The organism is Kitasatospora sp. NPDC001664 (assembly GCF_053596675.1).
The window spans coordinates 282027-304716 of sequence record NZ_JBSFGS010000005.1; the positions used below are offsets into that span (position 1 = coordinate 282027).

General features: G+C 73.9%; 22 protein-coding genes. 7 read left to right on the plus strand and 15 right to left on the minus strand.

Annotated elements, in window-relative coordinates; all coding sequences use genetic code 11:
- Positions 1–267: 267 nt before the first annotated feature.
- On the plus strand, positions 268–825 hold the full coding sequence (locus ACWCYY_RS10050; protein ID WP_345287371.1) for a PPA1309 family protein: 558 nt from the start codon (positions 268–270) through the stop codon (positions 823–825).
- 25 nt (positions 826–850) lie between these two features.
- On the opposite strand, the gene ACWCYY_RS10055 is transcribed toward ACWCYY_RS10050, so the two are convergent.
- From ACWCYY_RS10055 to ACWCYY_RS10070, 4 genes are all read right to left on the minus strand, one after another.
- Positions 851–1924 carry a YlbL family protein gene (locus tag ACWCYY_RS10055; protein WP_345287369.1) on the minus strand — a complete coding sequence of 358 codons (1074 nt, stop codon included), beginning with the start codon at positions 1922–1924 and terminating at the stop codon, positions 851–853.
- 43 nt (positions 1925–1967) lie between these two features.
- Complete coding sequence (locus ACWCYY_RS10060) at positions 1968–2147, minus strand: hypothetical protein (protein ID WP_345287367.1); 180 nt, start codon at positions 2145–2147, stop codon at positions 1968–1970.
- A gap of 186 nt (positions 2148–2333) precedes the next feature.
- Positions 2334–2783, minus strand: a complete 450-nt coding sequence (locus ACWCYY_RS10065; RefSeq protein ID WP_345287365.1) for a molybdenum cofactor biosynthesis protein MoaE — start codon at positions 2781–2783, stop codon at positions 2334–2336.
- 109 nt (positions 2784–2892) lie between these two features.
- On the minus strand, positions 2893–4041 hold the full coding sequence (locus tag ACWCYY_RS10070; RefSeq protein ID WP_449795629.1) for an NAD-dependent epimerase/dehydratase family protein: 1149 nt from the start codon (positions 4039–4041) through the stop codon (positions 2893–2895).
- A 183-nt stretch (positions 4042–4224) separates the two neighbouring features.
- Here ACWCYY_RS10070 and ACWCYY_RS10075 point away from each other — a divergent pair, with 183 nt between their 5' ends.
- The gene (locus ACWCYY_RS10075; protein ID WP_345287363.1) at positions 4225–5721 is read left to right on the plus strand and encodes a zinc-dependent metalloprotease; all 1497 of its coding nucleotides are present in this window, start codon (positions 4225–4227) and stop codon (positions 5719–5721) included.
- The gene (locus ACWCYY_RS10080; protein ID WP_449795630.1) at positions 5718–6290 is read left to right on the plus strand and encodes an NUDIX hydrolase; all 573 of its coding nucleotides are present in this window, start codon (positions 5718–5720) and stop codon (positions 6288–6290) included. The genes ACWCYY_RS10075 and ACWCYY_RS10080 overlap by 4 nt, the downstream gene beginning before the upstream one ends.
- Here the strand turns inward: ACWCYY_RS10080 and ACWCYY_RS10085 are convergent.
- Positions 6287–6925, minus strand: coding sequence for a M48 metallopeptidase family protein (locus tag ACWCYY_RS10085; RefSeq protein WP_345287360.1), 639 nt, complete (start codon positions 6923–6925; stop codon positions 6287–6289). The two genes, ACWCYY_RS10080 and ACWCYY_RS10085, sit on opposite strands and share 4 nt — an antisense overlap.
- 212 nt (positions 6926–7137) lie before the next feature.
- Here ACWCYY_RS10085 and ACWCYY_RS10090 point away from each other — a divergent pair, with 212 nt between their 5' ends.
- Both ACWCYY_RS10090 and ACWCYY_RS10095 read left to right on the plus strand, forming a co-directional pair.
- Positions 7138–8250 carry a TOMM precursor leader peptide-binding protein gene (locus ACWCYY_RS10090; RefSeq protein WP_345287426.1) on the plus strand — a complete coding sequence of 371 codons (1113 nt, stop codon included), beginning with the start codon at positions 7138–7140 and terminating at the stop codon, positions 8248–8250.
- 119 nt (positions 8251–8369) lie between these two features.
- Positions 8370–9722 (plus strand): ABC1 kinase family protein, encoded by a 1353-nt coding sequence (locus ACWCYY_RS10095; RefSeq protein WP_345287359.1) that lies wholly within the window; start codon positions 8370–8372, stop codon positions 9720–9722.
- A gap of 158 nt (positions 9723–9880) precedes the next feature.
- Here the strand turns inward: ACWCYY_RS10095 and ACWCYY_RS10100 are convergent, their stop codons facing one another.
- From ACWCYY_RS10100 to ACWCYY_RS10115, 4 genes are all read right to left on the minus strand, one after another.
- Positions 9881–10273, minus strand: a complete 393-nt coding sequence (locus tag ACWCYY_RS10100; RefSeq protein ID WP_380150137.1) for a hypothetical protein — start codon at positions 10271–10273, stop codon at positions 9881–9883.
- 8 nt (positions 10274–10281) lie between these two features.
- Complete coding sequence (locus tag ACWCYY_RS10105; RefSeq protein WP_380150138.1) at positions 10282–10644, minus strand: WhiB family transcriptional regulator; 363 nt, start codon at positions 10642–10644, stop codon at positions 10282–10284.
- Between the two features lie 170 nt (positions 10645–10814).
- Positions 10815–11246, minus strand: coding sequence for a hypothetical protein (locus tag ACWCYY_RS10110; protein ID WP_449795631.1), 432 nt, complete (start codon positions 11244–11246; stop codon positions 10815–10817).
- A gap of 240 nt (positions 11247–11486) precedes the next feature.
- On the minus strand, positions 11487–13655 hold the full coding sequence (locus ACWCYY_RS10115; protein WP_345287422.1) for an ATP-dependent DNA helicase UvrD2: 2169 nt from the start codon (positions 13653–13655) through the stop codon (positions 11487–11489).
- A gap of 303 nt (positions 13656–13958) precedes the next feature.
- Between ACWCYY_RS10115 and ACWCYY_RS10120 the strand changes: the two genes are divergently transcribed.
- Positions 13959–14216 (plus strand): mycoredoxin, encoded by a 258-nt coding sequence (locus ACWCYY_RS10120; RefSeq protein ID WP_345287355.1) that lies wholly within the window; start codon positions 13959–13961, stop codon positions 14214–14216.
- Between the two features lie 25 nt (positions 14217–14241).
- Here ACWCYY_RS10120 and ACWCYY_RS10125 read toward each other — a convergent pair whose 3' ends face one another.
- Positions 14242–15144 carry a GntR family transcriptional regulator gene (locus ACWCYY_RS10125; RefSeq protein ID WP_449795632.1) on the minus strand — a complete coding sequence of 301 codons (903 nt, stop codon included), beginning with the start codon at positions 15142–15144 and terminating at the stop codon, positions 14242–14244.
- A gap of 176 nt (positions 15145–15320) precedes the next feature.
- Between ACWCYY_RS10125 and ACWCYY_RS10130 the strand changes: the two genes are divergently transcribed.
- Positions 15321–15815: an ATP-binding protein gene (locus ACWCYY_RS10130; RefSeq protein WP_345287353.1), complete on the plus strand. Its 495-nt coding sequence runs from the start codon at positions 15321–15323 to the stop codon at positions 15813–15815.
- 106 nt (positions 15816–15921) lie between these two features.
- Here the strand turns inward: ACWCYY_RS10130 and nudC are convergent, their stop codons facing one another.
- From nudC to ACWCYY_RS10155, 5 genes are all read right to left on the minus strand, one after another.
- Positions 15922–16854 (minus strand): NAD(+) diphosphatase, encoded by a 933-nt coding sequence (gene nudC / locus ACWCYY_RS10135; protein WP_345287352.1) that lies wholly within the window; start codon positions 16852–16854, stop codon positions 15922–15924.
- A 78-nt stretch (positions 16855–16932) separates the two neighbouring features.
- Positions 16933–18333, minus strand: a complete 1401-nt coding sequence (locus ACWCYY_RS10140; protein WP_449795633.1) for a dipeptidase — start codon at positions 18331–18333, stop codon at positions 16933–16935.
- A gap of 126 nt (positions 18334–18459) precedes the next feature.
- Positions 18460–21285, minus strand: a complete 2826-nt coding sequence (locus ACWCYY_RS10145) for an FtsX-like permease family protein (protein WP_449795634.1) — start codon at positions 21283–21285, stop codon at positions 18460–18462.
- Positions 21282–22055 (minus strand): ABC transporter ATP-binding protein, encoded by a 774-nt coding sequence (locus ACWCYY_RS10150; RefSeq protein WP_345287350.1) that lies wholly within the window; start codon positions 22053–22055, stop codon positions 21282–21284. The genes ACWCYY_RS10145 and ACWCYY_RS10150 overlap by 4 nt, the downstream gene beginning before the upstream one ends.
- Before the next feature lie 20 nt (positions 22056–22075).
- On the minus strand, positions 22076–22687 hold the full coding sequence (locus ACWCYY_RS10155; protein ID WP_345287349.1) for a PadR family transcriptional regulator: 612 nt from the start codon (positions 22685–22687) through the stop codon (positions 22076–22078).
- Positions 22688–22690 lie beyond the last annotated feature (3 nt).

Consider the following 22690-nt stretch of genomic DNA (forward strand, 5'->3'; position numbering starts at 1 on the left):
GAAAACCAAGGGGGCACCTCTGGTGTGTCGTGTCGTCAGATTTCGGGCGGGTCTCCTGATGCAACTTAATGGCTCTTTACCTGAGTTCCCACGGTTCACCACGACTTCACGCACTCCGTCCGGTCGGACGGCGGCACTCCCCCACCCCCCGCCCCCGCGGCCCCACCCGCCTCTCCCCCTCCTCCGCCCCCACGAGCCCGCCGCAGGCGACCCACCCCACCCCACGCCCTGCGCGGACCGCACCCGCCGCCGTGTGAGGATGGAGCCATGTCCGATGCCCTTGATGCCCTGGCCGGCGGCAAGCCGCCCGCCGCCTCCCCGCTGACCCGCGCCGCGCTGGAGATCGACGAGTACGCCGCCACCCTCGGCTGGGACCTCCCGGCCCGGCTGTTCGCCCTGGTCGACAGCGCCGCCCTGCGCCGCCAGGACCCGCGGCTGGCCAAGCAGCTCGGCCTGGGCCCGGACGACGACGGGCTGACCCCGGTCGAGCAGGACGAACTGCCCGCCGGCATGGAGCTGGACAAGTTCCTCGGCACCATCGCCTGGCCCGAGCAGGTGGCCGGCTGCGCCCTGGTGGTGGAGCGTCAGATGCTTCCGCCGGGCGCCGAGCAGACCCGCCCGAAGAACGCCACCGAGGCCCAGATCGCCGAGTGGGTGGCCAACCAGCCGGGCCGCGAGGAGGTCCGGATCACCGCCGCCGTGCTGCGCGACGGCAAGAAGGAGATCGCGCTGCGGCTGCGCTCCAAGGACGTCGCCCGCGAGGTGCTGACCGGCCCGGAGCTGGTCCCCGGCCTGACCGAGGCGCTGCTCTCCACCTTCTCCTAGGGCTTCTCCCAGGGCTGACCCCGGGTCAGGCGGCCTTGCAGGACGGCAGGTCCGCCGCCTTGCCCTCCCGGATCAGGTCCAGCGACTTCAGTGCGCTGTCGAGGGTCTCCGCCTTCACCAGGCGGAGGCCCTCCGGCGTGTTCTTGGAGGCCTCGGCGCAGTTGTCGGCCGGGGTGAAGAAGTACTGGGCGCCCTTGTCCCGGGCCGCGATCAGCTTCATCGAGATGCCGCCGATCGGGCCGACCTTGCCCTCGTCGGTGATGGTGCCGGTGCCGGCCACGAACGTGCCGCCGGTCAGGTCGGTCGGGGTCAGCTTGTCCACGATGCCGAGGGCGAACATCAGCCCGGCGCTGGGACCGCCGACGTCCTGCAGACCGATCTCGATCTTGAACGGGTAGGTGTGGTTCACCCGGGGGCGGATGCCCACGACCGCCCGGTCGGAGTCGGGGGCCTTGGCGGTGGTGATGACGACCCGCTGCTGCTCGCCGGAGCCCGCCTCCTTGTCCTTGGGCAGGACGGTGAAGACCACCTCCTCGCCCGGCTTGTGCTTGGTGACCTGCTCGGCCACCTGGGTGTCGGTGGTGATCGTGGTGCCGTCCACCGCGAGGATCCGGTCGCCCGCGTGCAGCTTGCCGTCGGAGGGGCCGCCCGCCACCACCGAGTTGACGATCACCTCGCTGCCGATCGGGATGCCCAGCTGGTTCAGCGCCGCGGTCTTGGCGCTGTCCTCGGAGGAGGCGAACTCCTCCGCGTTCTGCTGCTGCGCCTCCTGGTCGGTCTGCCCCTCGGGGTAGACGTTGTCGTGCGGCACCACCAGCACGTCCCCGCGCAGCCAGCCGACCACCGCCGAGACCAGGCTCGGCTCGTACTTGGCCCCCGTCACCTGAACCGTCGTCATGTTGAGGTGGCCGCTGGTCGGGTAGGTCTCGTGGCCGGTGATCTGGATCACCGGCTTGTCGCTGTTCTCCTGCGTCCCGAGCGTGTTGTACGTCGGGCCCGGGCTCATCTCCGTGTACGGGACCTTCATCAAGACCGACGCGCAGAGCAGTGCTATGAGCAGCAGGGTGGCGGCGAGCATCGTCGCGGAGCGGCGTGGCATGGGACCGACAGTACGGGACGGAACCGTCACCGCGCCGCCCGGGTCACCGGTCCCGTTCCCCGCCGGCCGAGGTGCTGCGCTCCATCGCCGCCTTGAACCGCTGGTGCTCGGCGAGCGAGGCGGGATCGCCGGTGGCCCTGGGGGTGCGGGCGGCCCAGCCGGCCCAGACCATGGCGCAGAGCGCCGCCACCACAGGAATGATCAACCAGGCGAGCGCAGCCATGTCCCCAACTCCCAGCTCCTCGTTCGTATGAGCAGATTAACCACCCGGGAGTCCAACGGTGACGGCGCCATTCGGGTTACGGCGCGGGGAGCGCGCTCAGCTCGGCGGAGTATTCGTATGACCGGGTGCGCCCGAACGTGACCGGGCACGACCGAACGGCCGTACCCGCCGGAGCGGCCGGACCGGTCAGCAGGAGCCGGCGCCGACCCACTCCTCCTCGCCGTCGGCGAAGACCTGGTGCTTCCAGATCGGCACCTCGTGCTTGAGGTCGTCGATCAGCCGCCGGGCGGCCGCGAAGGCCTCGCCCCGGTGCGGGCACGAGACCGCGACGATCACGGCCTTGTCGGTGATCTCCAGCCGGCCCACCCGGTGCACCGCGGCGAGCGCCCGGACCGGGAACTCGGCGACGATCTTCTCGGCGATCCGGCGCATCTCCGCCTCGGCGGTCGGGTGCGCGCTGTACTCCAGCGCGGAGACCGACTTGCCGCCGTCGTGGTCCCGCACCGTGCCGACGAAGACGGTGGTGCCGCCGGCGGCGTCGTCGCCGACCGCCTCGTACACCTCGTCCAGCGAGAGCGGGGTCTCGCGGATGGCCAGCAGCCGGATGGGGTCGTGGTTCTCGGACATGCTCCCCATGATTCCTCATCCCCCCGGGCTCGCGACAAGAGCCTTCCGCATCACGATTGGAGCATTCCGCACTGCGGAAAGCTCCAAGCCCGCCGACACTCCGTCAGGTCCACCGCCGTCAGATCCGCCGCCGCTTGCGCATCTGCCGCACCAGCGCCGCCGTGCCGACCAGCGCCACCGTGGCGCCCGCCGCGCCCAGCCCGGCCGTGGCCTCCTTGCCGCCGAGGCGCCGCCCTGCCACCGCGTGCTTCCCGGCGACCTGCTCCAGCAGCTCGGCCAGCACCTCCTCGTTGCTGAGCGTGGGCCGCCAGCCCGCCTCGTACAGCCGGGAGCCGGAGACCACCCAGGGGTACATGGTGTAGGCCAGGTCCCCCGCCGGGGCCGGGGTGAGGCCGAGCCGGTGCAGCCGGGCGGCGGTGCCGAGCGCCAGGGCGGCGGGCAGCTCCATCCGGCGGATGCCGGAGAGCGCCTCCACCTCCTCCTGCTCCAGCCAGCCGTCGCAGCCGACCGTCACCTCGCCCTCGACCAGGCCGAGCACCGCGTACTCCAGCGCCGCCGCCAGGTCGTCCACGTGGCAGAACTGCCAGCACGGCCGGGAGCCCGCCACCACCAGCAGCCGGGGCGCCTCGAAGTGCCTGGTCAGCACGGTGTCGATGCCGGGGCCGACCACCACGGCCGGGCGCAGCACCGTCACCTGGAGGCCCGGGTGCGCCCGGGGCGCGCGGCGGGCCAGCCGCTCGATCTCCAGCAGGTCGCCGACCAGCGAGGCCTCCTCGGTGGCCCGCAGCTCGGCCGACTCGGCCAGCGGCACCTCGTTGTCCGGCAGTGCGCCGTAGACCATCGCCGAGGTGCAGAGCACCACCCGGGAGACCCCGGCGGCCGCGGCGGCGGTGATCACCGTCTGCGCGCCCCGCACGTTGTACGCGCTCCGGGCGCGCGGGTCGGACTCCATCCCCAGGTCCATCGCCAGGTGCACCACCACGTCCACCCCGGCCAGCCGCTCGGCCACCGCCGGGTCCCGGACGTCCAGCACCCGCCAGAGCACCCCGGGCACCTCGCCCCGCCGGTCGTCCAGCGCCAGCACCTTGCGCACCGAGGGCGAGGCCACCAGGCGGGCGGCCACCCGTTCGCCGAGCACTCCGGCGGCGCCGGTCACGGCCACGGTCAGCGGCTTGCCGCCGTAGGCTGGAGGCGGCGAACCCGCGGTGGCAGGGACGTCCTCTCCTCCGGTCAGCCCAGAGCGAACGTCCGAGGGCGGGGAACTCACCGGCCATCCTCCACGGTTAGCTTATGTGCGTACGTACGAGTGTCTTGTACGTCCATCCTGCCCGAGGCACGGCCCCGGCGGTGCACCCGGCGCGGTCGGGCCGCGATCCCGCCGGTGGTTTTCCCCGGGCGTCGCAGCCCCCGCCACACCACTTGCGTGACGGCCGACCGGATCGAGGACCCCGTGAGCGACCTTCCCTTCGGATTCGGCGTTCCTCCTGAGGAGCCCGAGGACGGCAAGGCCAAGGGCGACAAGGACAAGAAGGACGAGAGCTCCGGCGCCACCCCGCCGCAGCAGCCGTTCGGCTTCGGCGGGGCCAATCCGTTCGGCGCACTCTTCGGCATGGGCGCCCCCGGTGCGGGCTCCGGCGCCCCCGGGGACAACCCGTTCGGGGCGATGTTCGGCAACCTCAACCCGAACGACCTCGGCGCCGCCTTCCAGCAGCTCGGCCAGATGCTCTCCTTCGAGGGCGGCCCGGTGAACTGGGACCTGGCCCGGGACATCGCCCGGCAGACCGTGGTCGCCGAGCAGCCCGAGGGGAAGAGCAAGGACCGCTCGGTCAGCGCCACCGAGCGCTCGGCGGTGGCCGAGGCCGTCCGGCTGGCCGACCTCTGGCTGGACTCGGCGACGGAGTTCCCCTCCGGCGCGGGCACCGCCGTGGCCTGGAGCCGGGCCGAGTGGGTGGAGGCCACCCTGCCGGTCTGGAAGGACCTGGTGGACCCGGTGGCCGAGCGGGTCGGCAACGCCATGGGCGGCGTGCTGCCCGAGGAGATGCAGGCGATGGCCGGGCCGCTGATGGGCATGATGCGCTCCATGGGCGGCGCCATGTTCGGCACCCAGATCGGCCAGGCGCTGGGCGCCCTGGCCGCCGAGGTGGTCGGCTCCACCGACGTCGGCCTGCCGCTGGCCCCGGCCGGCAAGGCCGCGCTGCTGCCGCAGAACGTGGCCGAGTTCGGCGAGGGCCTGAGCGTGCCCGCCGAGGAGGTCCGGCTCTACCTGGCCCTGCGCGAGGCCGCCCACCAGCGGCTCTTCGCCCACGTGCCGTGGCTGCGGGCGCACCTGTTCGGCGCCGTCGAGGCCTACGCCCGCGGCATCAAGGTGGACACCACCCGGATGGAGGAGCTGGTCGGCCAGCTCGACCCGTCCAACCCCGAGGCGCTGCAGGAGGCGCTCGGCAACGGGCTGCTCCAGCCCGAGGACACCCCCGAGCAGAAGGCCGCGCTGGCCCGGCTGGAGACCGCCCTGGCGCTGGTCGAGGGCTGGGTGGACGCGGTGGTGCACGCCGCCGCCGAGCCGCACCTGCCGCAGGCCGGGGCGCTGCGCGAGACCGTCCGCCGCCGCCGCGCGGCCGGCGGCCCCGCCGAGCAGACCTTCGCCACCCTGGTCGGCCTGGAGCTGCGACCGCGCCGCCTGCGCGACGCCTCCCGGCTCTGGGCCTCGCTGGCCGACGCCCGCGGCGTCGAGGGCCGGGACGCCCTCTGGGAGCACCCCGACATGCTGCCCACCGCCGCCGACCTGGACGACCCGGACGGCTTCGTGCACCGGGGCCCGGGCGACTCCCTGGAGGGCGGCATCGACTTCTCCGAGCTGGACAAGCTGCTCGGCGAGGCCGCGGCCGGCTCCGAGGGCGGGGCCGGCGCGAAGAAGGACGACGAGGACGAGGACGGCAAGGGCGAGTGAGCACCACCCTGCACGCGGACGCGGTCCGCGCACTGACCGACTGGACCGTGGCCGACGCCGGGCAGGACCTGCTCCGGCAGGACTACCTGGCCCACCTGGCCGCGCATCCGGAGGGCCTCTGGCGCTCCAACCTGCCCGCCCACATCACCGCCAGCGCCCTGGTGGTCGACCCGGCGGCCGGGCGGGTGCTGCTGACGCTCCACCCCAAGGTCGGCCTCTGGCTGCAGATGGGCGGGCACTGCGAGCCCGGCGACGCCACGCTGGCCGCCGCCGCGCTGCGCGAGGCCACCGAGGAGTCCGGCATCGCCGGGCTGGAGCTGCTCGCGGTGGACGGCGCCCCGGTGCCGGTGAAGCTGGACCGGCACACCGTCCGCTGCACCGGCAAGGCCGGGCCGGAGAACACCCACCTGGACGTGCAGTACGTCGCGCTGGCCCCGGCCGGGGCCGAGGCGCTGATCAGCGAGGAGTCGCTGGAGCTGGGCTGGTTCGCCTTCGACGCCCTGCCCGAGCCCACCGACGACGCGGTGCGCGAACTGGTCGAGCTGGCGCGGAAGCTGACGGAGCGTTAACCGGCCTCCTCGGCGGGATCCTGACGGGCCTGCGGGAGCCTGGGAGCGGCGGCCACGCCCTCCAGGTACCCGCGGGCCCGTTCCGTGCGCGGGTAGGCCTCCAGCAGGGCCCAGAAGGCCGGGCCGTGGTCGGCCTCCAGCAGGTGGGCCAGCTCGTGCAGCAGCACGTAGTCCACGACGTACTCGGGCATGCCCCGCAGGCGGTGGGAGAGCCGGATGCTGCGCTCGGCCGGGGTGCAGGAGCCCCAGCGGGAGTTCTGGTTGGTGACCCAGCGGACCACGCTGGGGCGGGCCCGGCCGCCCAGGTAGGCCGCCGAGAGCCGCTCGGCCCGGGCCGCCAGCTCCTGGTCCCCGCCGAGCTCGCGGCGGCTCTCCTGCCGGGCCAGCCGCTCCACCATCTTGGCCACCCAGCGCCGCTCCTCGGCCAGCGACATCCGGGCCGGGATCAGCACCACGGTGCGGTCGCCCTCGCGGTGGGCGGAGACGGTGCGGCTGCGGCGGGCGCTGCGCCGGACCTCGACCAGGGGCTCGCCGGAGGCCGTCAGGGGCTCGCCGGGGGCGTGCGGGGACGTGCCCCGCGCTGAGGGGCCGCCCGCTGCCGGGCCCTGCCGTCGGAAGTCCTGTTCGGTCGCCATGGCAACCGACGGTACCCCGCGGCACCGACGGCCGGCCTCCACCGGTGCGGGCACCGTCAACTCGGGGCCCCCGGTTGTCCACAGGCTGTGCAGAACGATCGTCGTACCAGCCCACCGGGCCTGTGGACAGGCCTCGGCGGGACGGCCCCCGGGTCGGGCATGCTGCCTCTGTCAGCTCTGCCCCACCCTCCCCGGAGGTGCCCGTGCGACCGATGGTGAAGCCCGCGCTCTCCCGCCTCTGGCGGGACGGATCGACCCTGCAGTTCGGCACCGTGCACCGGCACGCACGGGTGGTGGAGGAGGTCGGCCAGCCGGTGGCCGCCTTCCTGGAGCTGCTGGACGGCAGCCGGGAGCGGCCGGCCCTGCTGGAGGCCGGCGAGCGGCTCGGGCTCGGCCGGGAGGTGGCCGAGGAGCTGCTCGGCTCGCTGGAGCAGGCCGGGCTGCTGGACGACGCCGAGGCCGGGCAGGCCGCCCTCGGCGGCTTCCCCCGGGCCCGCCAGGAGCTGCTCGGCCCTGACGTGGCGTCACTCTCCCTGGTGCACCCCGCCCCCGGCGAGGCCCCGGCGGTGCTCCGCGGCCGGGCCGCCTCCCGGGTGGAGGTGCACGGGGCCGGCCGGGTCGGGGCAGCGATCGGCGCGGTGCTGGCCGCCGGGGGCGTCGGCACCGTCACCCTCACCGACCGGGGCCGGGTCACCGCCCGGGACTGCTCCCCCGCCGGGTACCCGCCGACGGACGTCGGGCGGCTGCGCACCACCGCCGCCAGGGAGGTGGTGCACCGCACCTCGGGCACCCCGGCCGCGGAGCAGCGGCGCCGCCGGCCCGCGGACGAGCCGCCACCCGCCCTGGTGGTGCTGGCCCCCCGGGACGGCGCCGGCGCCTTCGCCGGGGTGGCGGCCGAGGCGCACAAGCTGATGCGCGCCGGGGTGCCGCACCTCTACGTCGGGGTGCTGGAGCACCTCGGGGTGGTCGGCCCGCTGGTGCTGCCCGGCGCCTCGGCCTGCGGCGCCTGCGCCACCCTGACCAGACGGGACGAGGACGAGGCCTGGCCCCGGCTGCTCGCCCAGCTCGGCGAGGAGGGCGCCGGGCGCCCCCGCACCCCCGCCTGTGACAGCGCGCTCGCCACCACCGTCGCGGGGCTGGCCGCCCTGCACGTGGAGCTCTGGCTGGACGGCGTCCGCCCGCCCAGCGTGGACGGCTGGTGCGAGGTCTCCGCTGCCGACGGCATGGCCCGCCGCCTGCGGCTTCCCACCCATCCGGCCTGCGGCTGCACCTGGCCCTCCGGCCCGCCGGTGCACCGGACGGAGGTGATCGCCCCTCCCCGGTGAGCGGGCCGTGGGCGGAGCCGTGATCCGCTGGTCACAGTCCGGCCGGGCCCGCATCCGGAGCGGGCACAATGGCGTAGTGACACGCCCACCCACGGGCGTCGTAGCAGGGAGGCCCTGGGGTGAGCGATCTTCCGCGCAAGGCAGTGACCCGGACGGCTCGGCTGGCCGCCCTGCCGCTCGGGATGGCGGGCCGGGCCACCCTCGGTCTGGGGCGGCGGATCGGCGGCCGCTCGGCCGAGGTGGTCACCGCCGAGCTCCAGCAGGCCACCGCCGACCAGCTGTTCAAGGTGCTCGGGGAGCTCAAGGGCGGGGCGATGAAGTTCGGGCAGGTGCTGTCCGTCTTCGAGGCCGCACTGCCCGAGGAGGTGGCCGGCCCCTACCGGGCCGCCCTGACGAAGCTTCAGGACGCCGCTCCCCCGATGCCCTCCGCCAAGGTGCACGCGGCGCTGGCCGAGCGGCTCGGCAAGGACTGGCGCAAGAACTTCCGCAGCTTCGACGACCGCCCGGCCGCCGCGGCCTCGATCGGCCAGGTGCACCGCGCCGTCTGGAAGGACGGCCGGCAGGTGGCCGTCAAGATCCAGTACCCGGGCGCGGGCGACGCCCTGCTCTCCGACCTGACCCAGCTCAGCCGGGTGGCCTGGCTGCTCGGGCCGCTGATCCCCGGCCTGGACATCAAGCCCCTGATCACCGAGCTGCGCGAGCGGGTGGCGGAGGAGCTGGACTACGCGCTGGAGGCCGAGGCCCAGCGCCGGCACGCCGAGGAGTTCGCCGACGACCCGGACATCACCGTCCCGAAGGTGGTCGCCCAGGCCGACCAGGTGCTGGTCAGCGAGTGGCTGGACGGCACCCCGCTCTCCGAGGTGATCAGCGGCGGCACCCAGGAGGAGCGGGACAGGGCGGGGCAGCTGATCGCCCGCTTCCTGTTCGCCGGCCCGTCCCGGACGGGCCTGCTGCACGCCGACCCGCACCCGGGGAACTTCCGGCTGATCAAGGACGACGGCCCGGCCGAGGGCTGGCGGCTGGGCGTGCTGGACTTCGGCACGGTGGACAGACTGCCCGGCGGCCTGCCCTCCCCGATCGGCGACTCGCTCCGGATGGCCCTGGCCGGGGACGCCGACGGCGTGCTGGACATGCTCCGCGAGGAGGGCTTCGTCAAGCCCTCGATCAAGCTGGACCCGACGGCGGTGCTGGACTACCTGCTGCCGATCATCGAGCCCGCCACGGTCGAGGTCTTCCACTTCACCCGGGCCTGGATGCGGGCCCAGGCGGCCCGGATCGCCGACCCGCGCTCGCCCGCGTACGACCTGGGCAAGCAGCTCAACCTGCCGCCCGCCTACCTGCTGATCCACCGGGTCACCCTCTCCACCATCGGGGTGCTCTGCCAGCTCGGCGCCAAGGCCCCGTTCCGCGCCGAGATGCTGGAGTGGCTACCCGGCTTCGCCGCACCGGTCGCCGAGCCCGCAGAGGGCTGAGACTCCGTCAGAACGCGCCGATGGCCGCCCTCCTGGAGGAGGGCGGCCATCGGCGTTCGGGGAATGTCACTGCGGGGCACTGCTGTTGGTACCACTGGAACGACGCGCCGCGTGGGCCTACGCGGTTGTCACTCCGTCACCTCTCGGTCCGTCAGGTCTCACATGACCGCGACGGCGAGGGCCTTGCGGGCGCGGAGCGAGGCACGCTCGGCCTTCCGCATCAGTCGGGCGGCGCGGTCGAGGCGCTCGCCCATCCGTTGGTGTTCGGCCTCGTGCAGTCGTTCCTGCATATGGGCACGGGCCAGGGTTTCTTGCATGAGTTGCATCTCGCGGGTCCTGTTCTGGATCAGAAGTTCTTTGGCCTGGTCGGCGCGGGCGGTCTTGTCGGCTGCGGGGGTCATGTGGTGGTCCTGCTCGTGGTACGTGCTCGGAAACGGACGGGGGTTCGCGGCTGCGTCGACCTTGGCTGTGGCGACGCGGACCGACCGGCGCAGTGTGGTGGTGCCCAGCGGGGGCTGCTCTCCCCGTCGGGCGGGCACTGCGGTGGTCATCGCGGGGTTCACGCCATGACCTCGGTCTTGCGCGGACGGCCCCGGGGGCGCTTGCGGGCGACGACGACGCCCTGGACGAAGAGCTCGCCACCCCAGACGCCCCACGGCTCGCGCCGCTCGAGGGCGCCGGCCAGGCAGGCCTCCTTGACGGGGCAGGTGCCGCAGAGCGACTTCGCGTACTCGACGTCGGCGGGGGTCTCGGCGAAGAAGACCTCCGGGTCGAAGGCCCGGCAGGGGATGGGCTGGCCGTTGACCTCGGCCTCGTCGATCGCGGTGAGCTGCATGAGAGAAACCTCCGGGGGGTCGGCCTGGTCGGCCTTGGTGATGTCTGTCGGTACGGACGGGAGTGGCGGCGTGATGACCGTGGACACTGTGGCGTCTTCCTCGTCTTTGCTTGTGGTTCCGGCCAGCTGACTGGTGGGGCTGGACCGGAGGACCCGAAGGTCCAGGCTGGGTCTTGACGTACCGGACAAAACAGAAGGGCCGCGAATCCCGGTGTGAGACGGGTTCCGCGGCCCTGGAGGCTCCGACCTGAGGCTACTCAGGTTCGAACTCTCCAGGGTTCGGGGCCGCGGAAGGCCCACATCCGGACGGCCTCGGCGCCTGCGAAGGCGGCCTTGGCCTCGATCTGCTTCTCGTCCTGCTTCTGGTGGGCCCCGGCATCGACGGCCGCCGCATAGGCGCCATGCTCGGCGTCTACCTGGATTGCCTTCGATGCCTGGAGCGGTCGCTCACTGCGCAGTCCACGACCGCCGCCGAACGCCGCCCCGGCAAGGGACAGACCCGTCTCGACGGAGGTGCCGCGGGTGCCGTTGCCGCCCAGGCCATTAATGCCGGAGCCACTGACAACGCCGGAGACACCGGTGCCGTTGAGACCCAGACCGAAGGGAGCGGTGACGACCTGCGAGGAGACGCACGAGGGCACGGCGACGACGGTCTGGCCAGTCAGGTTGGTGATCATCTTGGTTTCCACTGTCTTCGCCTCCTCTCGGCGTCTCGCGCGGCCCAGTCCCCCGGGCCCCGATGTTCGGATGTTTGGACGGTCATGCAGGTACTGCGGTACTGCTGGCAGGCGTGCGGAAGGGAGCCTTCCGAGGCCTTGCGATCTCGTTCCCTTGACCGCTCCGGCAGGCTATTGCGCCCCGTGTACGGCGCGCAAACTATTTTTCCGGCGAGTTTCGCGGAGTGACTCGGGCGGCTCCCGGAAGCGGCTTCACGCCTGCTCCTCGGACTCCCCCCGAAGCCCCTCGACGGTGGCCTCGGACTCGTCCGTGGGCTCCTCGCCAGCACACAACAAGAGCACGTCGGCACCGTACTTGTCCAGCTTCATCGCGCCGACGCCCGAGATCAGGGCCAGCTCGCGCTCGCTGGAGGGCACCGCCTCGGCGATCGCCATCAGGGTCGCGTCGGTGAACACCACGTAGGCCGGAGCCCCCTGCTTCTTCGCCTGCACGGAGCGCCACTCGCGCAGCCGCTCGTACAGCGCCTCGTCCATGTCCGAGGGGCAGCTCTCGCAGCGGCGCAGCTTGCGCTCGACCGCCTCGGTCAGCGTCCTGTCGCAGACCCGGCACTTGACCGGGCCGCGGACCTTGCGGCCGCCGGAGCGCTCGGCGCCCTGCTCGACGCCGCCCCGGCCGCCCCGGCTGGTGGGGCCGGAGTACGAGGAGCCGGGCCGCAGGCCGTCCAGGAAGCGGGTGGGCTTGCGGCTGGCCCGGCCGCCCGGGGAGCGGGAGAGCGCCCAGGAGAGCGACAGGTGGACCCGGGCCCGGGTGACGCCGACGTAGAGCAGCCGGCGCTCCTCCTCGATCTGCTCGTCGGTCTTGGCGTAGATGATCGGCAGGGTGCCCTCGGTCAGGCCGACCAGGTAGACCGCGTCCCACTCCAGGCCCTTGGCGGCGTGCAGCGAGGCCAGCGTGACGCCCTCGACGGCGGGGGCGTGCTGGGCGGCCGCACGGGCGTCCAGCTCGGCCACGTAGGCCGCCAGGTCGGCCGGCTGACCGGCCGTCAGGCGGGCCGACTCGAACTCCTCGGCCAGCCGCACCAGGGCCGCCAGCGACTCCCAGCGCTCGCGCACCGTGCCCGAGCCGGACGGCGGCTCCGGGGTGAAGCCCCGGGTGGCCAGCACCGCGCGGACCTGCCCGGCCAGCGCGGGGCTGTCGGCCGTCAGCGGGTCGTCGGAGGCCCGGGCCGCACCGCGCACCAGCATCACCGCGTCCCGCACCTCGGGGCGCTCGAAGAACCGCTCGGCGCCCTTGAGCTGGTACGAGATCCCCAGGTCGGCGAGGGCCTGCTCGTAGACCTCGGACTGCCCGTTGGTCCGGAACAGCACCGCGATCTCGCTGGCCCGCACGCCCCGGCCGAGCAGGGCGCGGATCTCCCGGGCGGTGGCCTCGGCCTCGGTGGGCTCGTCGGCGTACTCGACGTAGACCGGGGCCGGGCCCGCCTCGCGCTGCGAGACCAGCTCCAGGCGGTGCTGGGCGGCCTGGCCGCGGGCCTTGGCCAGCAGGCCGTTGGCCAGGTGGACCACCTGGGGGGTGGAGCGGTAGTCCCGGACCAGCTTGACCACGGTTGCCTCGGGGTGGCGGTGGCGGAAGTTCAGCAGGTGGTCGGGGGTGGCGCCGGTGAAGGAGTAGATCGTCTGGCTGGCGTCGCCGACCACGCAGAGGCTGGCGCCGCCGGTGGACCACTGCTCCAGCAGGCGCTGCTGCAGCGGCGAGACGTCCTGGTACTCGTCCACCGTGAGGTGCCGGTACTGGGCCCGGACCCGCTCGGCGATCTCCGGGCGGTCCTCCAGGATGGCCGCGGTCAGCAGCAGCACGTCCTCGAAGTCGATCACGCCGCGGTCGCGCTTGGTCTGCTCGTAGGTGGCGTAGACCCGGGCGATCTCGGCCGCGTCGCGCGGGGCCTCGCGGCCGGTCTTGAGCACCGCGGCCGGATAGTCGTCGGGGACGATCTGGGTGACCTTGGCCCACTCGATCTCGCTGGTCAGGTCGCGCAGCTCGGTGCGCTGCACCCGCAGGCCGGACCGGCCGGCCGCCTCGGCGACCAGCTGCACCTTGCGCTCCAGCAGCCGGGGCACCTCGCCGCCGATCGCCCGGGGCCAGAAGTACTGGAGCTGGCGCAGCGCGGCGGAGTGGAAGGTGCGGGCCTGCACGCCCTCGGCGCCGAGCTGGCGCAGCCGCCCGCGCATCTCGCCGGCCGCGCGGGCCGTGAAGGTGACGGCGAGCACCTGCTGCGGCTGGTAGGCGCCGCTGCGCACGCCGTAGGCGATCCGGTGCGTGATGGCCCTGGTCTTGCCCGTGCCGGCGCCCGCCAGCACGCAGACGGGGCCCTGCAGGGCGGTGGCGACCGCGCGCTGCTCCGGGTCGAGCCCGGCCAGCACGGCGTCGGCGCTGCCGGCCGAGCCGTGGGGGGCGCCGTAGTGCGCGCCGCCACCTGACGCAGTGCCGTACCGGTCGCCGTGGCCGTCGGGGAGGCCCAAGAGCTGTTCCTGCATGCCGTCCATCCTCGCAGGGCGCTCGGACGTTCCGGTCCGCGTCGTCCACAGGGCCCGGCCGGCGGACGATAATCACCTCACTGACCGGCGCGCGTGGTATCTCACACGCCGGGAGCGCGCGGAATGTTCCGTCGCGCCCCGGACGTTGTCGGCACAGACCGCACGCCCCTTCCCGAAGGAGTCCCCCGAATGTCCGGCAGCGTCACGATGTACAGCACGACCTGGTGCGGGTACTGCAACCGGCTGAAGAGCCAGCTGGACCGCGAGGGCATCGGCTACGACGTGATCAACATCGAGGAGGACCCGGCCTCGGCGTCCTTCGTCGAGTCCGTCAACAACGGCAACCAGGTGGTGCCGACCGTGATCGTCCAGCCCGCGGGCGGCGGCGAGCAGGTCGTGATGACCAACCCGAGCCTGCGTCAGGTCCAGGCCGCGCTGGCCGGCTGACACCGCGTCGGCCCCGGGGCCGTCCCTAGTGGTGCTCCAGGTGGCCCCGTCCCGCCCGGGACGGGGCGACCTGTGCGTCGTCCACCGGCCGCGACGGCCCGGGCACCGGCAGCGGCTGCACCGCCGGCCGCCCGGCCAGCTCGCCGAGCCCGTAGACCAGCCGGCAGCGGTCCGCCGAGTACCTGGTCTCGATAACCCGCACCGGCCCCCGGGCGTCGTAGCTGACCCGGGTCTGCACCAGCAGCGGTGCCCCCGGGCCGCCCTGGAACCAGGCGGCCTCCTCCGGCCCGGGCATCCGGGAGACCAGGTGGTCCACCGCGCCGATCTCGGTCCGGCCGAGGGCCTCCAGCACCGACTCGTCGCCCTCGGGCACCTGGTCCGGCTCCATCAGCGGGGTGCCGGCCGCCAGCCCGGCCCGGTAGTGGCTCTCCTCGATCGAGTACGGCTCGCGGTCCAGCAGCCGCAGCTGGCGGCGGACCACCACCGCCTCGCCGGGCCGCAGGCCGAGCCGCTCGGCGATGTCCACCCTGGCGCGGACGATGAGCATCTCGAAGTCCACCGAGAGCCGGCGCCCGGCGTCCCCGGCCTCCGCCTCGTAGACGCCGGTGGGCGCGGTCAGGCAGTGGCCGGAGGCTCGGCCGGGCGGCGGGCCGGGGAGCAGGTCGGGCCCGAAGACCCGGTGGTCCAGCACCGGGTGGTCCTTGAGGTACGTGCCCTTGCCCTGGAGCCGGACCAGCCGGCCCTCGTTGACCAGGACGTCCACGGCCAGCCGGACGGTGTTCCGGGCGACCCCGTACTGCTGCTCCAGCTCGGTCTCGACCGGCAGCGGCGCGTCGCCGCGCCACTCGCCGGCCGCGATCCGGCGGCGCAGGTCGGCGGCCAGCCGCTGGTACTTCGGTGATTGGGAACTGCCCCGCGAGATTGTCACGCGAGTGAATGTAGCGATCCGGGTTGCGCCATTTCAGCGAAACCGGCCAATATTGCCCGGGATCGGGGATCTCGGTTTCCGTCCCGATCAGGTCGTTCGCAGTCGCCCGGCGGCACTCGGCCCTTCCGGATGAGCGCCGCATTCACCCACGCACCACCGGGGGCGGAGCCATGCCCGTGACCAGTACCGCGCAGCACTTCGAGGCGCGGCCGACCATCCTTCGACCCAGTGAGCCGGCCGGCGCCCGGCCGCGGCCCGGGCGGGCCCTGGAGGCCGCCGACCGGGGGGCCTGGCACGCCACCGCCAGCTTCCCGCCGCGCCCGCGCAACGTGGCCCGGGCCCGGCAGCTGACCCGGACCGTGCTGACCGCCTGGGGCGCGGCCGAACTCGCCGACAGCGCCGAGCTGTTGATGTCCGAGCTGGTCACCAACGCGCTCCGCTACGGCCGGGGAGCGGTCTCGGTGACGCTGGCCCTGACCGAGCAGGCGCTGCAGATCTCGGTGGCCGACTACGGCCGGGCGCTGCCCGAGCCCCGGGAGGCCGGAGAGGAGGAGACCAGCGGCCGCGGCCTGGCCATCGTCGGGGCGCTGTGCACCGACTGGTCGGTGACCACCAGGCTGACCGGAAAGACCGTCAGCTGCTGGTTGGAAATCGACCGGAAGAGCGACTGACCGAGGGATTTCGAATCCGCTCGAAAAAGCCGAAGAAAAGCACAAGGGGCGTACGGTTTTGAACCGCACGCCCCTTATTCACCACGATTCGCTACGGTCTCCGCCGTTACCAGCGGGCCGCGCTCGGCAGCGGTTCGCCGTACCACAGTTCGACCAGGTGGCGGGCGATCGAGATGCCCGAGGGCGGCAGGATCTCGCCCGCCTCCATCCCGGCCTTCAGCTCCTCGCGGGAGAACCAGCGGGCCTCCGCCAGCTCCTCCCCGTCCACCGTGATCGCGGTGCCCGCCGGATCGGCCTTGCCCAGGAAGCCCAGCATCAGGCTGGACGGGAACGGCCACGGCTGGCTGGCCACGTACTCCACCTCGGCGACCCGGACCCCGGCCTCCTCGTAGACCTCGCGGGCCACCGCCTGCTCGATCGACTCGCCCGGCTCCACGAACCCGGCCAGGGTGGACCAGCGGCCCTCCGGCCAGAGCGCCTGACGGCCCAGCAGGCAGCGGTCCTCGGGGTCGGTGATCATCATGATCACCGCCGGGTCGGTCCGCGGGTAGTGCTCGGCCGCGCAGGAGGTGCAGCGCCGCACGTGCCCGGCGCCGGCCTTCTCGGTCCGGTGCCCGCAGCGCGAGCAGAAGCTGTGCAGCCGGTGCCAGTGCTCCAGCGCGACGGCGTGCACCAGCAGCCCGGCGTCCCGGTCGGAGAGCTGGGCACCGACCTCGCGCAGCCCGGCCGGACGGGCGTCGCCGTCCAGGCGCCCGGGCAGCGTCTCGTTCACCAGGGCGAAGTAGGAGGTGCCGTCCTCGTCGGTGCCGAGGAAGTAGCGGTCGCCCGTCTCCGGCGCCTCGAAGGAGGGCAGCAGCACCAGCTCGGTGCCGTGCTCGGTGTCCACCACGAAGGCCTCGCCGCTGGCGATCGGCAGCACCTTGGTGTTCGGGTGGCTCCAGGCGGCGGCCAGCCACGGCTCGTCGAACCGGTGCTCGGCGGCCCGGTCGACCCCCGCCCGGGCCAGCGCCAGCTGCTTGGTGTCAGGCACGGTGCTCAACGCGGTCCATCCCCATCGGTCGGAAGGCTTCGGTCGCAAGGGTGTCGGCAAGGTTGTCGGCAAGGGTGCCGGAAGGGTTCATGCCCGGGGCCAGCTCTCGGCCAGCTCGCCCCACAGGTACGCGGCCGTCTCCACGCCCTTGGCCAGCAGCGGGAGCTCGACCTTCTCGTCCACCGAGTGCCAGCCGTCCGAGGGCACCGAGATGCCGAGGAAGAGCACCGGTGCGCCCAGCACGTCCTGGAGGTCGGCGGCCGGCCCGGAGCCGCCCTCGCGGGTGTACAGCACCTCCTGCTCGAAGGCCCGGCCCATCGCCCGCACGGTGGCCTGCAGCGCGGGGTGGTCCAGCGGGGTCAGGCAGGGCCGGGTGGCGCCGGGGAAGACCAGCTCGTACCGGATGCCGGCCGGCACCTTGGACTCCACCCACTTCGCCACCGCGGCGCGCACGGCGTCCACGTCCTGCCCGGCGACCAGCCGGAAGGAGAGCTTGAGGTGCGCCTCGGCCGGGACGATGGTCTTGCTGCCGGGGCCGGTGTAGCCGCCCCAGATGCCGTTCACCTCGGCGGTCGGCCGGGCCCAGACCCGCTCCAGCACCGAGTACCCGGCCTCGCCCAGCACGCCGTGGGACTTGGCGGTCCGCAGCCACTGGTCCTCGTCGAAGGGCAGCGCGGCGAACAGCTCGCGCTCACGCTCCGTCAGTTCCACCACGCCGTCGTAGAAGCCGGGGACGGCGACCCGGCGGTCCTGGTCGTGCAGGCCGGCCGCCAGCTCGGCGGCGACCGCCGCCGGGTTGGGCACCGCGCCGCCGAAGGAGCCGGAGTGGATGTCGGTGTCCGGGCCGTAGAGGTCGATCTGGGCGTCGGCCAGGCCGCGCATCCCGGTGCAGACGGTCGGCGTGGTCTCGTTCCACATGCCGGTGTCGGAGACCACCACCACGTCGGTGGCCAGCCGCGCGGCCTCGCGCCGGACCAGCGCCCCGAAGTTCGGCGAGCCGGACTCCTCCTCGCCCTCGATCAGCAGCTTGAGGTTGACGGCGGGGGCGGTGCGGCCGGTGACGGCCAGGTGCGCGCGCAGACCCAGGGTGTGGAAGAAGACCTGGCCCTTGTCGTCGGCCGCGCCGCGGGCGTACAGCCGCTCGCCGACCACGGTGGGCTCGAACGGGTCGGTCGCCCAGCCGTCCTCCCTGGCGGCCGGCTGCACGTCGTGGTGGCCGTAGACCAGCACGGTGGGCGCGTCCGCGTCCCCGGACGGCCACTCGGCGAAGACCGCCGGCAGCCCCTCCGTCTCCCACACCTCGGCCACCGGGAAGCCGGTCTCCCGCAGCTTCGCCGCCAGCCACTCGGCGGAGCGGCGGACGTCCCCGGCGCGGGCCGGGTCGGCGGAGACCGAAGGGATGCGGAGCCAGTCGGCCAGGTCGGAGAGGAACTCCGCCCGGTGGAGGTCGATGTAGGAGCGGACGACGCTGTCCGGGGTTTTCGTCATACGGACGACTTTAGTTCGCCGCCGCCTCCCGGTGTGCGGCCCGTCCACCGGGCGGTCCCGTAACCTGCGTCACCCCGTGCGGCACGGGGGCCCCACGGGGTGACACGGATCACGGATGACGGGCCGTCAGGCGGAGCGCCTCAGCAGGCCCAGCCGCGAGCGGGTGAAGAGCATCGCCAGCAGCACCGCCACCACCGGCAGCACCACCAGGGTCAGCCCCATGGTCGCCCACGGGAAGACGATCACCGCCTCCCTCCCCTCGTCGCCCGGGAACTGCGGCAGCGCCTCGATCTTCCGCAGCGCCACCGAGGGCACCAGCCCGCAGACGGTGCCGAGCACGGCACCGATCGCGGCGATCACCCCGCACTGGAAGCCGGACAGCCGGCGCCGGATGCCGCCGGTGGCACCGACCGCCGCGAGGGTGGCCAGGTCGCGCTGCGAGTCGGCCGCGGCCAGCCCGGTGGCGATGCCGGCCGCGCCGAGCGCGACCAGCCCGGCGAAGCCGGTCAGGGCCAGCGGCACCAGGTCGGGCTCGGGCCGGAAGCCGCGCTCGACGGTCACACCGCCCTCGTGGCCGAGCCTGGCCAGCGCCGCCGTGGCCTTCTGCTCGACGGCGCTGCTCGGTACCGCCGCGGGCAGCCAGACGGTGCCGGCCTGAGCCGCCGTCAGACCGAGCCGCGCCGCGGTCTCCCGGCTGGCGAACGCCCCGGCGTTCTGCAGCACGGGGGCGAACCGGACCGCGTCCACCGCGAGTTCGCGGCTCTGGACCTCGGGCCTGGACAGCGTGCCGTCCGCCCCGCGGACCATCCCGGTCATCGGATCGGTGTTGCCCTGCTCCGGCTCGACCAGCGCCAGGGCGACCTTGCCGTCCTTGAGGTAGGCCTGGTCGAAGACCAGCACCTTGCCCTCGGCCAGCGCCTGGACGGCGGCCGGGTCGCGGACCCCGGTCAGGTTGGCCAGTGCGGTGGCGTCGCCGAGCAGCAGCCCCTGGCCGACCGGGGACGAGTAGTAGCCGGCCGAGCGCTTGCAGCGCTCGTCCTGGTAGAGCCGGTCGCGCTCGTCCGCCGAGAGCCCCTCGGCCGCCGGGTCGTTGGCCGGACAGCGCTGGTCCTTCGGCAGCATCAGCTCCACCCGCCCGCTGCCGCGCTGGTGGAGGGCGCCCTTGTACTCCGCCTGGTAGACCTCGCCGCGCGGGCCGAGGTCCGGGACGACGCCCTCCACCGCGCCCTGCTGGAGCGCGTACGAGGCCGGGTCGCGGTTCTCCCCGTAGCCGGTGTGCAGCAGCACCGCGCCGGGCTGCAGGTAGGCCATGTAGTTCTGCCGCTGCTGCTCGTCCGAGCTCGCGGTGTAGATGCCGACCGCGACCGAACCGGCCACCGCCGCCATCACCGCCGCCACCGCCGGGGCGGTCCGGCCCCGGTGGCGGACCGCGTCGCGCAGCGCCAGCCGGGGGCTGAGCGGCAGCCAGCGGCCCAGCCGGCCGAACAGGCCGACCAGCATCGGGGTGCAGGCCACCATGCCGAGCTCGGCCAGCACCGAGCCGCCGAGCACCGACAGGGCCCGGTCCGCCACCTGCGAGCCGAGCAGCGCGATCGCCGCGCCGCCGCCGAGCATCACCAGGCCCAGCACGGCCAGCCGCTTGCTCGGCGGCTTGACCGAGCCGCGGCCGGTGAGCGCCTCCACCACGTCCTGCCGGGAGGCCTGGACGGCCGGGACCACGGCCGCCAGCAGACCGGTGACCAGACCGATGGCGGCGATCCCGAGCAGGTCCAGCGGGGCCAGGTCGAAGCTGCCGAAGCGGCGTTCGGCCAGCTCCTCCAGCCACGGCCGGGTGGCCGCCACCAGCAGCACCGCCAGCACCAGGCCGGCCACCGCACCGGACAGGCCGAGCACCGCACCGCCGCCGAGCACCACCGCACGGACGTGCTTGCGGTCCCCGCCGCCGGCCGCCAGCAGCCCGAGCTGGCGCCGCGAACGGCGCGCGCCGACCGCGAAGGCCGGGCCGGCCAGCAGCACGATCTCCAGCAGCGCCATGCCGACCACGGTGGCCAGCACCGCCAGCGCGGTCTTGTCGATCAGCTGCGAACCCGACTGCTGCTGGTAGTACGGCACCGCGGAGCGCGGCGGCGGGTCCAGCAGCACGGCCTTCGAGGTCGCCGAGAAGCCGTACTTGTTCAGCTCCAGCACCTGGGGCCAGGTCAGCTCCGCCCCGGCCGGCAGCCGGACCAGCCACTTGCCGGTGCCGAACCGCTCGGCGTCCGCCTTCTTCTCCGGCGCGGGCGCGGCGCCCGGCCGCAGCACCAGCTGGCTGACGCCCAGGTCGCCCGGGAACTCGACCTCGGCGGTGATGGTGAACGGACGGTCCGGCCCGCGCACCGTCGTGGTGTCACCGACCTTCAGGCCGGACAGCTCCAGGAACCCCCGGGTGGCCGCCGCCTCGGTCGCGGCGGTCGGCAGGCGGCCGCCGGTCAGCACCGTGTGGCCGTTCCAGACCGGGTCGGTCAGGTCGGCCTCGGTCAGCCGGGTCCTGAGCAGGCCCTCCTTGGTGGTGACGTTGGCGGACGCACCCTCGTTCACCGGGGTCAGCCGGGTGCCCGCCGGGAGCAGCGTCGGCAGCAGCGCGGCCGGCTCCGTGTCCAGGCTCTTCTGCTGCTCCGGGGTGGGCTTCTGGCCCTCCCGGGGCATGTCCGCGTTGGCGCCCTCGCCCGGGTTCGGCGGCTGGACGACCGTCATGCCCCGGCCGTACGCGGACACCATCGCGTCGGCCTCGCCCATGATCCGGACGATCTTCTGCTCCGGCTCCAGCTGGGCACTGCGGAAAACCACGTCGGCCCCGGTCACCCCGAGCACCGGCAGCGCGATCATCGCGATCACCAGCGCGCTGCGGCCCTTGGCCCGGAGCGCGTCCCTCCGGGCGATCCGCAGGGCCACCCGCCACGAGGTCAGGCTCACTCCGCCACCGGGCCGTTCACGCTGTTGGTGGCCGCCGAGACCAGCAGGCTGGCCGCGTCCCGGCTGACGCTCTCGTCCACCACCCGGCCGTCCCGGATGAAGACCACCCGGTCCGCCCAGGCCGCGTGCCGGGCCTCGTGGGTCACCAGCATGGCCGCGGCACCCGCGTCGCAGCGGGCCCGCAGCACCGCGAGCACCGACTCGCCGGTGGTGGAGTCCAGCGCACCGGTCGGCTCGTCGGCCAGCACCAGGCGGCGGTCCCCGATCAGCGCCCGGGCGATCGCCACCCGCTGCTGCTGACCGCCCGACATGTCGTCCGGGAAGCGGTCGGCCAGCTCCTCGATGCCCATCTCGACCAGGGCCGCCATCGCCTCCTTGCGGGCCGCCCGGGTGGAGACCCCGTCCAGCTCGCGCGGCAGCGCGATGTTCTCGGCGGCGGTCAGCGCCGGTATCAGGTTGTAGTCCTGGAAGACGTAGCCGACCGCCCGGCGGCGCAGCTGCGCCTGCTGACGGCGGCTCAGCTCGCCGAGCGCGCTGCCCTCGACCAGCACCCGCCCGGAGGTCGGGGTGTCCAGCCCGCCGGCCAGCGTCAGCAGCGTCGACTTGCCGGAGCCGGACGGCCCCATCACGGCGACCAGCTCGCCGGGGTGGACCTTGAGGTCGACGCCGCGCAGGGCGTGCACCTCGGCCGCCCCCTGGCCGTGGACCCGGGTGACGTTCTCCAGGTGCAGCACCGGGGCGGTGCCGGACCGGTCGTTCTGGGTGCTCATCGCTTCCCCCTGACGGTGGTTCAGAATCGGGCGCGCCTGCGGGCGCGGGGTGGGGCGGGCTCCGGATCGGGCTCGGTGGCCTCGGCGGGAGCCGCCGGGGCGGCCGGGCGGTGCTGGGCGAGACGGGTCTCGCAGTGGTCCAGCCAGCGGATCTCCGCCTCGGTCTGGAAGATCAGCTGCTCCAGCACCAGCAGCCAGGCCAGGTCCGACCCGCTCTCCTGGGCGGTCAGCGCCTGCCCCTTGAGCCGGGTGTAGTCCTGCAGCGCCTTCATGCTGTGCCGCCGCTGCCCCTGCACCACGGCCGTGACGTCCACGCCGGGCACGGTGACCGCCATCGCGAGCTTGATCGCCAGCTCGTCCCGGGGCGGATTGGTCCGCGGCACCGGGGTGTCGAACCAGCTGCGCAGCTCCGCGCGTCCCTTCTCGGTGACGGCGTAGAAGACGTGGCCCTCCTCGTCCTCACCGTCCGGGACCACCAGGCCGTCGCGCTCCAGACGCCCCAGCGTGGTGTAGACCTGGCCGACGTTGAGCGGCCAGGTGGCCCCGGTGCGGGACTCGAACTCGGTTCTCAGCTGGTAGCCGTAGCGCGGGCCCTGGTCGAGCAGGGCGAGCAGACCGTGACGGATGGACATACC

Coding starts and splice junctions, on each gene's coding strand:
- ACWCYY_RS10085 (WP_345287360.1), bottom strand. CDS start 6,925: ATGGCGACCGAACAGGACTTCCGACGGCAGGGCCCGGCAGCGGGCGGC.
- ACWCYY_RS10065 (WP_345287365.1), bottom strand. CDS start 2,783: ATGGGGAGCATGTCCGAGAACCACGACCCCATCCGGCTGCTGGCCATC.
- ACWCYY_RS10155 (WP_345287349.1), bottom strand. CDS start 22,687: ATGTCCATCCGTCACGGTCTGCTCGCCCTGCTCGACCAGGGCCCGCGC.
- ACWCYY_RS10140 (WP_449795633.1), bottom strand. CDS start 18,333: ATGACGAAAACCCCGGACAGCGTCGTCCGCTCCTACATCGACCTCCAC.
- ACWCYY_RS10090 (WP_345287426.1), top strand. CDS start 7,138: ATGGTGAAGCCCGCGCTCTCCCGCCTCTGGCGGGACGGATCGACCCTG.
- ACWCYY_RS10060 (WP_345287367.1), bottom strand. CDS start 2,147: ATGGCTGCGCTCGCCTGGTTGATCATTCCTGTGGTGGCGGCGCTCTGC.
- ACWCYY_RS10150 (WP_345287350.1), bottom strand. CDS start 22,055: ATGAGCACCCAGAACGACCGGTCCGGCACCGCCCCGGTGCTGCACCTG.
- ACWCYY_RS10120 (WP_345287355.1), top strand. CDS start 13,959: ATGTCCGGCAGCGTCACGATGTACAGCACGACCTGGTGCGGGTACTGC.
- ACWCYY_RS10055 (WP_345287369.1), bottom strand. CDS start 1,924: ATGCCACGCCGCTCCGCGACGATGCTCGCCGCCACCCTGCTGCTCATA.
- ACWCYY_RS10050 (WP_345287371.1), top strand. CDS start 268: ATGTCCGATGCCCTTGATGCCCTGGCCGGCGGCAAGCCGCCCGCCGCC.
- ACWCYY_RS10100 (WP_380150137.1), bottom strand. CDS start 10,273: ATGACCACCGCAGTGCCCGCCCGACGGGGAGAGCAGCCCCCGCTGGGC.